The organism is Amycolatopsis sp. NPDC049252 (assembly GCF_043197175.1).
In the GTDB taxonomy this organism is placed as follows: domain Bacteria; phylum Actinomycetota; class Actinomycetes; order Mycobacteriales; family Pseudonocardiaceae; genus Amycolatopsis.
Genome location: NZ_JBICSQ010000002.1, coordinates 167587 through 179846, shown reverse-complemented (window position 1 = coordinate 179846; position 12260 = coordinate 167587). Strand labels below are relative to the sequence as shown.

The 12260-nt window shown below is 71.2% G+C and carries 15 protein-coding genes; 9 read left to right on the top strand and 6 right to left on the bottom strand.

Going from position 1 to position 12260, the window contains the following annotated elements; genetic code table 11:
* Positions 1 to 27: 27 nt before the first annotated feature.
* The gene (locus ACGFMK_RS03705; RefSeq protein ID WP_392758131.1) at positions 28 to 573 is read right to left on the bottom strand and encodes a CGNR zinc finger domain-containing protein; all 546 of its coding nucleotides are present in this window, start codon (positions 571 to 573) and stop codon (positions 28 to 30) included.
* Between the two features lie 71 nt (positions 574 to 644).
* Here ACGFMK_RS03705 and ACGFMK_RS03700 point away from each other — a divergent pair, with 71 nt between their 5' ends.
* From ACGFMK_RS03700 to ACGFMK_RS03680, 5 genes are all read left to right on the top strand, one after another.
* Complete coding sequence (locus ACGFMK_RS03700) at positions 645 to 1481, top strand: alpha/beta fold hydrolase (RefSeq protein WP_392758130.1); 837 nt, start codon at positions 645 to 647, stop codon at positions 1479 to 1481.
* 95 nt (positions 1482 to 1576) lie between these two features.
* Positions 1577 to 2977 carry a hypothetical protein gene (locus ACGFMK_RS03695; RefSeq protein WP_392758128.1) on the top strand — a complete coding sequence of 467 codons (1401 nt, stop codon included), beginning with the start codon at positions 1577 to 1579 and terminating at the stop codon, positions 2975 to 2977.
* Complete coding sequence (locus ACGFMK_RS03690; protein ID WP_392758126.1) at positions 2974 to 3366, top strand: FixH family protein; 393 nt, start codon at positions 2974 to 2976, stop codon at positions 3364 to 3366. The genes ACGFMK_RS03695 and ACGFMK_RS03690 overlap by 4 nt, the downstream gene beginning before the upstream one ends.
* A gap of 16 nt (positions 3367 to 3382) precedes the next feature.
* A complete protein-coding gene (locus ACGFMK_RS03685) occupies positions 3383 to 4525 on the top strand; it encodes a hypothetical protein (protein ID WP_392758124.1) in 1143 nt (380 codons plus the stop codon).
* Positions 4518 to 5063, top strand: coding sequence for a hypothetical protein (locus ACGFMK_RS03680; RefSeq protein WP_392758122.1), 546 nt, complete (start codon positions 4518 to 4520; stop codon positions 5061 to 5063). Before ACGFMK_RS03685 ends, ACGFMK_RS03680 begins: the two co-directional genes overlap by 8 nt.
* Before the next feature lie 130 nt (positions 5064 to 5193).
* Here the strand turns inward: ACGFMK_RS03680 and ACGFMK_RS03675 are convergent, their stop codons facing one another.
* The gene (locus ACGFMK_RS03675; RefSeq protein ID WP_392758121.1) at positions 5194 to 5448 is read right to left on the bottom strand and encodes a DUF397 domain-containing protein; all 255 of its coding nucleotides are present in this window, start codon (positions 5446 to 5448) and stop codon (positions 5194 to 5196) included.
* 284 nt (positions 5449 to 5732) lie between these two features.
* Here ACGFMK_RS03675 and ACGFMK_RS03670 point away from each other — a divergent pair, with 284 nt between their 5' ends.
* Complete coding sequence (locus ACGFMK_RS03670; RefSeq protein WP_392758119.1) at positions 5733 to 6002, top strand: hypothetical protein; 270 nt, start codon at positions 5733 to 5735, stop codon at positions 6000 to 6002.
* Between the two features lie 3 nt (positions 6003 to 6005).
* Positions 6006 to 6254, top strand: coding sequence for a hypothetical protein (locus tag ACGFMK_RS03665; RefSeq protein ID WP_392758117.1), 249 nt, complete (start codon positions 6006 to 6008; stop codon positions 6252 to 6254).
* A 64-nt stretch (positions 6255 to 6318) separates the two neighbouring features.
* Here ACGFMK_RS03665 and ACGFMK_RS03660 read toward each other — a convergent pair whose 3' ends face one another.
* From ACGFMK_RS03660 to ACGFMK_RS03645, 4 genes are all read right to left on the bottom strand, one after another.
* On the bottom strand, positions 6319 to 6927 hold the full coding sequence (locus ACGFMK_RS03660) for a class I SAM-dependent DNA methyltransferase (protein ID WP_392758616.1): 609 nt from the start codon (positions 6925 to 6927) through the stop codon (positions 6319 to 6321).
* Positions 6928 to 6929: 2 nt separating this feature from the next.
* On the bottom strand, positions 6930 to 7778 hold the full coding sequence (locus ACGFMK_RS03655; protein WP_392758115.1) for an SAM-dependent methyltransferase: 849 nt from the start codon (positions 7776 to 7778) through the stop codon (positions 6930 to 6932).
* Positions 7775 to 8605 (bottom strand): SAM-dependent methyltransferase, encoded by an 831-nt coding sequence (locus ACGFMK_RS03650; protein WP_392758113.1) that lies wholly within the window; start codon positions 8603 to 8605, stop codon positions 7775 to 7777. The genes ACGFMK_RS03655 and ACGFMK_RS03650 overlap by 4 nt, the downstream gene beginning before the upstream one ends.
* A gap of 102 nt (positions 8606 to 8707) precedes the next feature.
* Complete coding sequence (locus ACGFMK_RS03645; protein WP_392758111.1) at positions 8708 to 9571, bottom strand: helix-turn-helix domain-containing protein; 864 nt, start codon at positions 9569 to 9571, stop codon at positions 8708 to 8710.
* Positions 9572 to 9808: 237 nt separating this feature from the next.
* On the opposite strand from ACGFMK_RS03645, the gene ACGFMK_RS03640 reads away from it, so the two are divergent.
* Together ACGFMK_RS03640 and gndA are read left to right on the top strand one after the other, a co-directional pair.
* Complete coding sequence (locus ACGFMK_RS03640; RefSeq protein WP_392758109.1) at positions 9809 to 10729, top strand: MBL fold metallo-hydrolase; 921 nt, start codon at positions 9809 to 9811, stop codon at positions 10727 to 10729.
* Between the two features lie 85 nt (positions 10730 to 10814).
* Entirely contained in the window at positions 10815 to 12254 is a 1440-nt protein-coding gene (gene gndA, locus ACGFMK_RS03635; protein WP_392758107.1) for an NADP-dependent phosphogluconate dehydrogenase, read from the top strand.
* Positions 12255 to 12260 lie beyond the last annotated feature (6 nt).

Here is a 12260-nt window from a genome sequence, read left to right as displayed (position 1 = left end):
CGTGGAGCTTTCGCAGGGAAAGATGCGTCAGGGGGCGTGGGGGTGGAGCCGGGCGTAGTGGGCGCGGGCTTTGGCGCGGTTTCCGCAGCGGGACATCGAGCACCACTGGCGGTTGCGCCGGGGGGACGCGTCGGAAAAGCGCAGACCGCAGTCGTCGGCGGCGCAGATGCGGATCGAGGCGTCGCTTGTCACCAGGTCGATGGCATCCGCGGCCAGGGCCGCGAAGGCTGTCGCCACCGGGTCCGGCGGCGCCGGGACTTCGCGGCGCAGCCCACCGTCGCCGAACGCCAGCCGCGCGGGTGGGGCCGGGGCCGCGGCGGCCGCGGTGTTCAGCAGGTCGACGTCCCTCCTCCTGGGCAGCTCGGCGAGCAGGACGCGGTCCACCGCCTCCCGTAACGCCTTTGCGGCCAGGACGTTCCCGGCCGTGACCGAGCCGGCGGTGAAGCCGGCCAGGCCGAGCCACTCGGCCAGCGCATCCGGGCCGGTCAGCAGCTCGACACCCTCGGCGTGCCGGGCGCGGCGCGTGTTGACCAGGTCGAGGCACGGGCGGCCGCCGTCGAAGACCCATTCCATGCCGTCATCCTAACCCTTGAATGCGGTTAGAACCCCGCGTACCGTCTAACCCTATGAATCGGTTAGAAAGCATGGCTACGGTGAACGACCTGCGGATGCACTACCGGCGCGCCGGCGACGGGCCGCCGCTGTTCCTGCTGCACGGCTGGCCCCAGACGTCCCACTGCTGGCACAAGGTCCTCGAACCGCTGGCCGAGACGCACACCGTGATCGCCCCCGACCTGCGTGGTTACGGCCGTACCGACAAGCCGCGCCAGGGCTACGACAAGCGCACCATGGCCGCCGACGTCGCGGCGCTGGCCGAGCACCTGGGGTTCGCAAAGGTCGCCGTCGCCGGGCACGACCGCGGCGGCCGCGTCGCGCACCGCTGGGCGCTGGACCGCCCGGACCAGGTCGAACGCCTCGCCGTGCTCGACATCGCGCCGACCCGCGCGATGTGGCAGCGGCTCGACACCGGCGTCGCGAAGGCCTACTGGCACTGGCTCTTCCACCTCCAGCCCGACCTGCCGGAGATCCTGGCGGGCCAGAACATCGCCGCCTACCTCGGTTACTTCTACGAGCGCTGGACCTACCAGCGCCACAGCCTCGACCCGGACGCCGTCGCCGAGTACGTCCGCGCGTTCTCGCAGCCCGGCGCGCTGCGGGCGGGGTTCGACGACTACCGCGCGTCCTTCCCGGACGACGCCGACCTCGATGACGCCGATTTCGCCGCCGGCAAGCGGATCACCCAGCCGCTGCTCGCACTGTGGGGCGCGAACGGCCTGCTCGGCACGCTGCCGACGCTGGACATCTGGCGGGAGTACGCGAACGACGTCACCGGCGTCGCGCTGGCCGAATGCGGACACTTCCTGCCCGAGGAGCAGCCCGGCGAAGTCGTCTCCCACCTGCGGAAATTCCTCAACCCCTGAGACTCCTGGGGGTGCTAGTCCCCCGGCCTGGGGACCGAGGTTCCCTCGCCGCCGTGACGCCCGCCACCCCGTGGCGTCGCTAGGTTCGGACCACGATGGGGACCACACCGAAAGCCACTTTGCTGCTCCTGCTGGCCTTGCTGGGGATCACGCTCGGCACGGGGACCGCGCACGCCGACGGCGCACCGTCCGGCGCCGACATCCAGGTGGCGCAGACGCTCGGCGCGCGCGAGCTGACCGTGATCATCCGGCGGGTCGACACGACACCGTCGCCGCTGCGGATCGACGTCGTGACGCACCAGGGAACCGCGCCCGGGACGCTGCACCTCACCGCCGCGGCCGACGGGGTCGTGACGTCGCGGGGTGACGTCGTCCTCGGTGCCACGCCCGGGATGTACCCGGGAACACTGCAGGTCGACAAGCCGGGGCCGTGGCTGCTTTCGCTCGGCGACGGGACCGGGCCGGCCGCGACGATCCCGTTCCTGGTGCCCGCGCGGGTCGTCCCGCCGTGGGAGAGGGCGACCTACGGCGGGTTCGTCGCGGCGGGGGTGTTCCTGCTGCTCGCGCTGGTCGTCGGGATCCGGGCGCGGCGGACGGCGTTCGCGCTGATCCCCGCGGGTGGCTTGGTCGCCGCCCTCGCCGTCGCGGTCACCGGCGCGCTGCTGTCGGCCAGCACGCCCCCGCCACCCGCGCCCGGCAGCCAGCTCGACCCGACGTTCGACAACGTCACCGACCCGTACGCGAACGCCCAGCTGTCCACAGTGGACTACTCACGGCCGCCGGTGAACCTGGCCGTGCGCACCGAGCCCGGCGGCCTGCGGCTGGCGCTCACCGACGGCGCCACCGGCCTGCCGGTCGACGACCTGCTCATCCACGACAACGCCCTCGTGCACCTGGTGCTCGTGTCGCCGTCGGGGCGGCTGAGCCACCTGCACCCGGTCCGCGTCGGTCCCGGCGACTACCGCGTCACCGTCGCCGATCCGGAGGCGGGCACGTACGCCGTGGCCGCGGAGCTCGTCCGGCGCGGCGGCGGGGTCCAGCTCGCCCGGTCCACAGTGGACCTGACCGGCACCGCCGCACCCGCGCCGCAGCCGGCCGGCGCCGGACCGCGGACGGTCGACGGCATCCCGGTCGACCTCACCATCTCCCCCGGCACGCCGACCACCGTCACCGCGCACTTCCCGGCCGGCGATCTCCAGCCGTGGCTGGGCATGCTCGGCCACCTCATCGTCGCCGGGCCGATCACCGGGCCGGACGTCGGCGCGGCCGCCGCGAAGGCCCCGGCGTGGGCGCACGTCCACGCCATGATCCCGCCGGTCGCCGGCCGGCTCGACCGCCCCGACGAGACCGTCGCCGCGTACGGCCCGGACGTCAGCTTCACCTACACCTTCACCACGCCCGGCCGGTACCGGATCTGGCTGCAGGCCGAACGCGACTACCGCGTGGTCACCGTTCCCGCCGTGGTCGACGTCCCGACGACAGGAGCCGGCCGATGAAACGCCCGACGTTGCTGATCACCGTGGTCGTGCTGGTCGTCGCGGCCGGTGCCGCCTGGCTGCTCTGGGGCGGCAGCGGCGCGAAACCCACCACGCAGCAAGCGACTTCCGGGCCGTACACCGTGCAGTTCTCCGCGGACCAGCCGCGCATCGGCGGCAACACGTTCGCGGTCGCCGTCACCGGGCCGGCCCCGGACGCCGTCACCGTCGCGCCCGTGATGGCGCAGATGGGCCACGCGCTGGCGCCGGTCCCCGCCGGGCCGGACGGGCCCGGCCACTTCCGCGCCCCGGACGTCGGGCTGCCGATGTCCGGGCAGTGGGAGATCACCGTCTCACTGCGCGGCCCGGGCGGGCCCGCGCAGGTCGTCTTTCCGTTGCTCGTCAAGTAAAGAAAGGTCGGGGGAAATGGATCTCACCGCATCCGGCGTGCACACCGCGTCGGTGGCGAAACAGGCGCGAACGGGGTTGCTGCCGGCGAACGTCGTGCTCGGCGGTTCGCTGCTGTCACTCGTCGGGCTGACCTGGGACATCCAGTGGCACAGCGACGTCGGGCCGGACACGTTCTTCACGCTGCCGCACCTGTTCCTGTACGCGGGCAGCGCGGTCGTCGGCCTGGCGAGCCTGGCCGTCGTGCTGCTGACGACGGCGGCGCGGCGCGCGGGCCGCCCGGTCGACCCGCGGGTCGGCGGGCGCGTGGTCAACGTGTTCGGCAAGACCTTCGCGGCCCCGATCGGCTACCTGGTCTCGGGCGTCGGCGCCGCGACGTTCCTGCTGTACGGCCTGTGGGACCAGTGGTGGCACGGGCTCTACGGCTTCGACGCGGTCATCGACTCACCGCCGCACATCGGCCTGCTGCTGTCGATCACGATCTCGCTGATCGGCACGACCGCCGTGTTCGCCGCGGCCCGGGAACACCGCTGGGGCCGGATCGGCGTGCTGGCGTCGCTCACCGTGCTGCTCACCTTCGGGCCGGTGCTGGCGCTCGGCCTGCAGCAGGTGCCGGACGACTACGCCGACGCCGTCTCGGTCGGCTGCTCGATGATGGCGGTGCTGCTGGTCGCGGTCGGCGCCGGGTTCTTCCGCCGCCCGGGCGGCGCGCTCGGCACCGCGGCGATGGTCGCGGCCGTGCAGGCGGTCTTCTGGTGGTTCTCGCCGTGGGCCGCGCGGGCCTACGCCGACCTCGTCGGCCTGCCGATGCGGGACGCGATCTCCGGGGTGCCGGAGATGCCGGCGCTGACGCCGATGGCGTTGCTGCCGGTCGCCGCGTTGATGGAGCTGGGCTACCTCTTCGGCCGTCGCCGCGGCTGGCGCGCGGGCCGCGTTTCGGTGGCCGTGGGCGGGTTCGCCGGGCTGCTGATCGGGCTGAGCCTGCCGTTGCAGCGAGCCGTGCTCTACACCGGCGCGCACGTGCCGCCGGTCTGGTACCTGACCACGACCGCCGTGCTCAGCGCGGCTTTGGGGCTGCTCGGCGGGTTCGCCGGGTGGCGGTTCGGCGGGATGCTCTGCCTGCTGGCGCCCGCGAAGAAGGGGGAAACCGCTGATGCGTAAGGCACTTCTGGCCTTGGCCGCCGTGGCCGGGCTGCTGTTCGCCACCGAGGCACCGGCGAACGCGTACGAGCCCGTCAACATCGTGCACACCGAGCACGTGCAGGCCGGGCCGTACGCGATGACCATCGGGTTCAGCACCTGGCCGCTGCGCGCGGAGCAGTCGCTGGACTTCACCTTCATCCCCGACGGCGGGATCGAGAACAAGTCCGGCACGCTCACGATGATCAACCCCGACGGCGGGAAGAACCGGATCCAGCCGCTGGTCCGGCACCCGCGCAAGCGCGAGGTCTGGGGCCTGGACGTCCGGTCGATGCCGCGGCCGGGTGACTGGACGTTCCGCTTCGTGGTGAACGGGCCGGCCGGGTCCGGCACCGGCGAACTGCGTGCGCTGCCGGTGCTCGAACAGCCGGGGCCGCCGATGGGGCTGAGCTGGGCGATCAGCACGCTCCCGTTGATCGGGCTCGTGGTGATCGTCGTGCTGGCGTGGCGTCGCACGCGGGGCCGGCTGCGGGGTGGGGAGCTCCCGGCAATCGGGTGAGATATCTGTCACATACGGCAGTCGCACGTATCCACGCTGTCGCGAAGGCCTCCTTCACCGTAGAGGGAAGGGGGCCTTCGCGATTTTCTTACACGGTCGGGTGATCATGATCACCCGTGCAGGGGACATGTCAGGCGGGCAGATCGAACTGCCCAGCCTTCACGGCAACCAGGAACGCTTCCCACTCGGCGGAGTCGAACACGAAAACGGGGCTGGTCGCGAGCTTGGTGTCGCGAACTCCGATCAGGCCTTCCCGACCCAGGTTGACCTCGACGCAGCTGCCTCCGTTGGGCTCGCTGGCGAACGACTTCTCCCACGCGGCCTCTTCGAACAGGGACACGGCCGTGCTCGGATCGTAATCCGCGAACGACGGATAATCCGCCATGGGTCGTACCTCCGTGGATCGATGGGGGGCGCGGCCGTGACCTGGTCGAAGGTACCCGCTCCCGGCTACTCAGTGTCTCAATGGAGCAGAGTGCAGGGCCAAGCGGGTGATCAACTAGCTCCGGCCTCGACATGAAGATTATTCCAGGAGTAGGATTAATCGCATCGGCCGGGGGCGGCGCTGTCGGTGAACGACAACCCGCATGCGGCGGGCGGCACGATCGCCGCGCCGGCCGCGCACAGCGCACCATCCACCATCGCAGAACCTCATGGGGGAGGACCAGCGTGATTACCGAGGACAGTGCGCCACCCGGCGTCGTCGTCGTGGGCAGGCTCGCCAGGGGAACCGCCGGTGAGGCCCGCCGGGTGGTCCACGTCTTCGGCGTGGGGGCCGCCGTGGCCACGAGTGAGCTGGTCCGTACCAAGTGCGGGGAAGCGCTTTCCCGCACCGATGTCGAATGGCTGGCCCCCGGGGTCGGCATGCCTTGTGAACCCTGTCTCGGACTGACCACCGGCGAACCCGCCCGGTCACCGCGACGAGAGCTGGGGGTGTAGACGATGGCCGTCCGCTTGAATTCGCTCTTCCGCCGTGAGGAAGACCACCACGGTCGCCTCGGCATCGCGGACGAGCTGCGGAACCGGTTCGGTTTCAGCCTGATCCAGGCACCGCTGCGCAAGACCACCACCTGGGCCACGGACCTCGACGTCCCGGCCCGCCACTCCGACGGCGTCCGCACGACGCGGCCGCTGGAGACCGCGATCGACCTGGCCCCGCTGCTGCGCGGCCGCATCGGTTCGCGCGCCTGACTGAGCCCCACCACCACGAAGGAGCCCCGGTTCACGACGAACCGGGGCTCTTGCCGTTGCGAGGCTACGGTTTCCGCAGCAGGAGGCACCCGCGGCGGAAGCGTTCGCCTTCGCCAGGCACGCGGTAGACGCGCCCCATCTCGACGAGGCCCGCGTCCCGGGCCAGCTTGGCCAGGTCGTCCAGCGGCCACCGATAGGCCGGCGTCACCGCGTGGTCGAACACGGTCAGCGGCTCGCCGTCGGATTCGAAGCAGCCCAACAGAACGTGACCACCCGAGGCCAACGTCCGGGTGAATTCGGCGAAGTACCCCGGCACCTCTTCCGGCGGCGTGTGGATCATCGAGTACCACGACAGGATCCCGGCGAGCGAGGCGTCCGGGATGTCCAGCGCCGCCATCGACCCGACCTCGAAGCGCATCCCCGGCCGGGCCGCGCGCGCGATCTCGATCATCGCCGGGGACAGGTCGACGCCGAACGCGTCGAGGCCGATGTCCCGCAGGTGCGCCGTGACGTAGCCGGGCCCGCAGCCGAGGTCGGCCACCGGCCCGGCGGTGCCGCGCACGCAGTCCGCGAACGCCGCCAGGGCGGCGTTGTCCAACGGCGAAGCGTCCCAGACTTCGCGGGCGAACTCGGCGTACCGGACGGCCATCGCGTCGTAGGCGGCAGCCGTCACGCTCACGGCTTGCGGCCGAGACCGCAGATGTGGCCGCTGAACGCCGGGTCGTTCGCGAGCTTCCTCGTGGCCCGGGACTCGATCTCCTCCGGGTGCCACTCCGGCAGGTAGACGATGCCCGGCTCCACGAGCTCCAGGCCTTCGAAGAACGACGAGAACTCCGCCTTGCTGCGCAGGTACAGCGGGGTGCTGGACTTTTCGTACTGCTCCACGATCGACGCCCGGCTGTCCGAGTCGGCCAGCGCGTCGAGGCCTTCGGTGGTCAGGTGCGAGGACAGGAAGTACGAGCCGGAAGGCAGCAGCGACAGGTACTTCTGGATGGTCTCGGCCACCGGCTCGTCCTTGCCGAGGAAGTACAGGACGCCGACGATGATCAGGCCGATCGGCCGGTTCGGGTCGAGGACGCCGGTGTCGAGCGCGCGCTTCCAGATGTCGGCCGGGTCGCGCAGGTCGCCCTGCAGCACCGCGTGCCGGTCGGCGACGCCCTCCTGCTCGAGCAGGATCTGGGAGTGCGCCACGGCGACCGGCTCGTTGTCGACGTACACGCACCGCGCGTTCGGGTTCACCTCGGCCGCGACCTCGTGCACGTTGCCGACCGTCGGGACGCCGGAGCCGAGGTCGAGGAACTGGTCGATCCCGTTGCGCGCCAGGTACCGCACACCACGGCCGAGGAAGTCCCGGCCGACGCGGGCGACCGTCTTGATCATCGGGAACGTCTTGACCGCCTGCTCGCCGAACTGGCGGTCGATGGCCCAGTTGGCGTCACCGCCCAGGAACCAGTCGTAGATGCGGGCCGCGTTCGGCCGCTCCAGGTCGACGCCTTCGGGGGCCTCGGGATCCTGCGTCGTCATGCGTTCCGTCCTCCAGGCTTGCGGCCGACACCACCGACCACGCTCGCGAGGGGGACCGTGGCGGCGCCGGGGTCAGGGCGCCACTCTCCCACAGGCACGATTCCCGGCTCGACCACGTCGAAGGTACCGAAGAACGCGGCGATCTCGTCGAGCGACCGGGAAACCGCGGGCGAGCTCGATCGCTCGGACAGCTTCACCAGACGCCGGATCTGCGCCAGCTCCGTTCCCGTGACCCCCGACTCGGTCGCGTGCGAGAGCACGTAGGCCGACCCGGGCGCGAGCAGCGTCCGGTAGTCGCGGATCGCCTCGCGCACGCCGGTGACGTCGGGCAGGAAGTGCAGCACGGCCACGCTGAGCAGGCAGATCGGCTCGTCCGGGTCGAGCACGCCGGTGGCCAGCGCGGCTTCCCAGACCTCCTCCGCGTCCCGCAGGTCCGCGTACAGGACCGCGTGGCGCGCGGGATCACCGGCCTCCTCCAGCAGCATCCGCCCGTGCGCGACGGCGACCGGCTCGTTGTCGACGTAGACGCAGCGGCCGTCGTCGATGTGGTCGTCGGCCACCTCGTGGACGTTGCCCGCGGTCGGGATGCCGGAGCCGAGGTCGAGGAACTGCCGGATGCCCTGGGAAAGGCAGTAGCGCACGGCGCGGCCGAGGAAGTCGCGGTTGCCGCGGGCGAGGGCGCGCGCCAGCGGGAACGCCTGCAGCGCCTGCTCGCCGTACTGCCGGTCGACCGCCCAGTTCGCGGTGCCGCCGAGGGCCCAGTCGTAGATCCTCGCCACGTTCGGCCGGTCGAGATCGACGGCGTCGGGGAGGAAGTCGGGGTCCACGATGTCCCCTTCGGGCGCAGCTTCCGGTGGTGGGTCGGGGCGCAACAGCAGCACTCTACCGAAAGTTGTTCACCACTTGGACGACTCGCACCGCCGTTCGCCCTATTGGATCTGCTGCATCTGGGCGCGGTAACCCTCCGCGAGCTCCTTGAGGAACTGCCGGGTCTCCTGGCGCTCCAGTGCGGCCCCGCGCAGCCTGTCCCAGGAGTCGACGAAGATGTTGAAGTCCTTGACGTCGTCGAGGTACAGCCCGCCCGCGGAGTGCTCGATGTAGACGAAGTCCCGGGTGCGGTCGGGGAAGCGCATGATCGTGAAGTCGTTGGGCACCGCGGCGAGGCGCGCGCCGAACGGCAGGACGTGGACGTACACCCGCGGGTGCCGCTCGAGTGAGAGCAGGTGCTCGACCTGGTCCAGCATCACCGCGGGCGCGAACCCGCCGGGTGCCCGGCGCAGGGCGCCTTCGCTGATGATGAACCGGTAGTACGGCGGCTGCTGCTGCTCGAACACGGCCTTGCGGTCGAGCCGGTTGCGCACCAGCGACGTCACGTCCGTGGCGCCGAACTCGGTGAACTGCTTGAGCATGTAGTGCTCGGACTGCAGCGGGCCGGGGATGCGCTCGCCGTGCCAGGTGAGGATCTCCGCGGCGGCCGGCTCCAGGTCCGTGAAGGTGCGGAACCAGTGCGGCACCACGGAGCGGTAGCCGGACCAGTGGCCGCGCTGCCCGGCGGCCGCGCGCGCCAGGTTCATCAGCGTGTCGGCCTCTTCACCGTTGATCCCGAACGCGTTCAGCATCGATCGCACATCCCCGAGTTTGACCCCGACGGCACCGGACTCGATCTTGTTGACCTTGCCCTGGGTGCAGCCGAGGACCTCGGCGACCTGTTGCTGTGTCATCCGCGCCGCGGTGCGGGCGTGCCGGAGCTCGTTTCCGAGCTGCTTCCGGCGCGAGGTGACGGTGCTGGCCATCGCCCTGCTCTCCCGGACCACTACCAAGCGACGGCGGCCTCCCGGTCGCCGTCGCGCGCGAACTATCGAACCCACCCAGGCTAGTGCTTGACCTTGCGGATCTCGATGATGACATCGCGCAGCGTTCCAGGAAATGTCGCGGAATGCCAGTCACCTGCGTTGTCACTCGCCTGGACCAGCGAAATTCCGAATTATTCCGCCAACCGGCGGAGCCGGGTCTCGGGCAGACTGGTGCGCGTGACCGATCGTTCTCCCGCCGCTGCCGCCGTCACCCTGCTGGCCGACCAGGTCCACGGGTACGTCCAGCCGGACGGCTCCTGGTACATCAACAACTGCGGTTTCGTCGACGCCGGTGATCACACGGTGCTCGTCGACACGTGCTCGACCGAGCGGCGGACGCGGGCCCTGCTCGCCGCCGTCGAGGAGACCACGGGCCGGCCGGTGACGACGCTGGTGAACACCCACCACCACGGCGACCACACCAACGGCAACTACCTGGTCGAGGGCGCCACGATCATCGGGCACCGCAAGACCCGCGAGCTGATGGTCGCCGAGGGCATCCAGACGTTCGAGGGGATCTTCACCGGCAGCGACTGGGGCGAGCTGCGGTCGCGCCCGCCCGAGGTCGTGTTCGACGACCGGCTGACCGTGCACGCGGGCGACGTCACGATCGAGCTGATCCACCCCGGCCACGCCGCCCACACGACCAACGACGTGCTCGTCTGGCTGCCCGAGCAGCGGGTCCTCTACGCCGGTGACCTGGTGTTCAACGGCGGCAGCCCGTTCGCGCTGATGGGCTCGGTGGCCGGCTGGCGGAAGGCGCTGGACGTCGTCCGCGAGCTGGAGCCGGCGGTCATCCTGCCCGGCCACGGCCCGGCGTGCGGCCTGGACGTCGTCGACCGGGTGGACGCGTACCTGGCCTTCGTCCAGAAGACGGCCGAACGCGGGAAAGCGGCCGGGCTGGCTCCGCTGGAGCTGGCCAGGGACACCGACCCGGGTGAGTTCGGGTCGCTGAGCGAGCAGGAGCGGCTGCCGGGGAACCTGCACCGGGCGTACGCCGAGCTGGACGGTGCCGAATGGGGCGCGCAGATCGACCTGCTCGCGGCCGTCACGGACATGGTCGCCTACAACGGCGAGCCGATCCGCTGCTTCTCCTGAACTGAGTGGCCCCCGTCGCCGTGACCTCCCTTGAGGCGTCGATCGGACTAGTGTCTGAATCGAGAGAGTCTTCGGAAGGATGCGGATGAGCAAGAAGGCGAGCATCGGGGTCACCGGCCTGGCGGTCATGGGCCGCAACCTGGCCCGGAACCTGGCGCGGCACGGGCACACGGTGGCCCTGCACAACCGGTCCGAGGAGCGGACCCGCACGCTGGTGGACCAGTTCGGCGACGAGGGCGACTTCATCCCGGCGTACTCCGCGCAGGAGTTCGTCGACGCGCTCGAGCGGCCCCGGCAGGTCGTGATCATGGTCAAGGCGGGCGCCCCGACGGACGCCGTCATCGAAGAGTTCGCGCCGCTGCTGGAAGACGGCGACGTGATCATCGACGCCGGCAACGCCCACTTCGCCGACACCCGCCGCCGGGAGAAGGCCCTGCGCGAGCGCGGGCTGCACTTCGTCGGCAGCGGCGTCTCCGGCGGCGAGGAAGGCGCGCTGCACGGGCCGAGCATCATGCCCGGCGGCTCGAAGGAGTCCTACGAGTCCCTCGGCCCGCTGTTCGAGGACATCTCGGCCAAGGTCGACGGCGAGCCGTGCTGCACGCACATCGGCGCCGACGGCGCCGGCCACTTCGTGAAGATGGTGCACAACGGCATCGAGTACGCCGACATGCAGCTCATCGCGGAGTCGTTCGACCTGCTGCGCGGCGCGGGTGGCTACTCCCCCGCCGAGATCGCCGACGTGTTCCGGACCTGGAACACCGGGCGGCTCGACTCCTACCTGATCGAGATCACCGCCGAGGTGCTGGCGCACGTCGACAAGGCGACCGGCAAGCCGTTCGTCGACGTCGTCGCGGACGCCGCCGAGCAGAAGGGCACCGGCCGCTGGACCGTGCAGATCGGCCTCGACCTGGGTGTCCCGATCTCGGGCATCGCCGAAGCCGTCTTCGCGCGTTCGCTGTCCGGCTCGACGTCGCTGCGCTCGGCCGCCCGCGGGCTGGGCGGCCCGGCCCGGTCGCCGCTGACCGGCTCGTCGCTGGAGCGCTTCGCCGACGACGTCGAGCAGGCGCTGTACGCGTCGAAGGTCGTCGCGTACGCGCAGGGCTTCAACCAGATCCAGGCCGGCGCGACCGAGTACGGCTGGGACATCGACCTCGGCAAGGTCGCCTCGATCTGGCGCGGCGGCTGCATCATCCGCGCGAAGTTCCTCAACGACATCACCGCGGCCTACGCCGACGAGCCGGGCCTGCCGACCCTGCTCACCTCGGGCGGCTTCCGCAAGGCCGTCGAGGACGCGCAGGACTCGTGGCGGTCGGTGATCTCGACGGCGGTGCGGCTGGGCATCCCGACGCCGGGCTTCTCGACGGCGCTGGCGTACTACGACGGCCTGCGCGCCGACCGCCTCCCGGCGGCCCTGGTCCAGGGCCAGCGCGACTTCTTCGGGGCGCACACGTACCGCCGCGTCGACCGCGACGGCTCGTTCCACACGGCCTGGGCCGAGGACGGCCGCCCGGAGTCCGACGCCTGAGGTTCA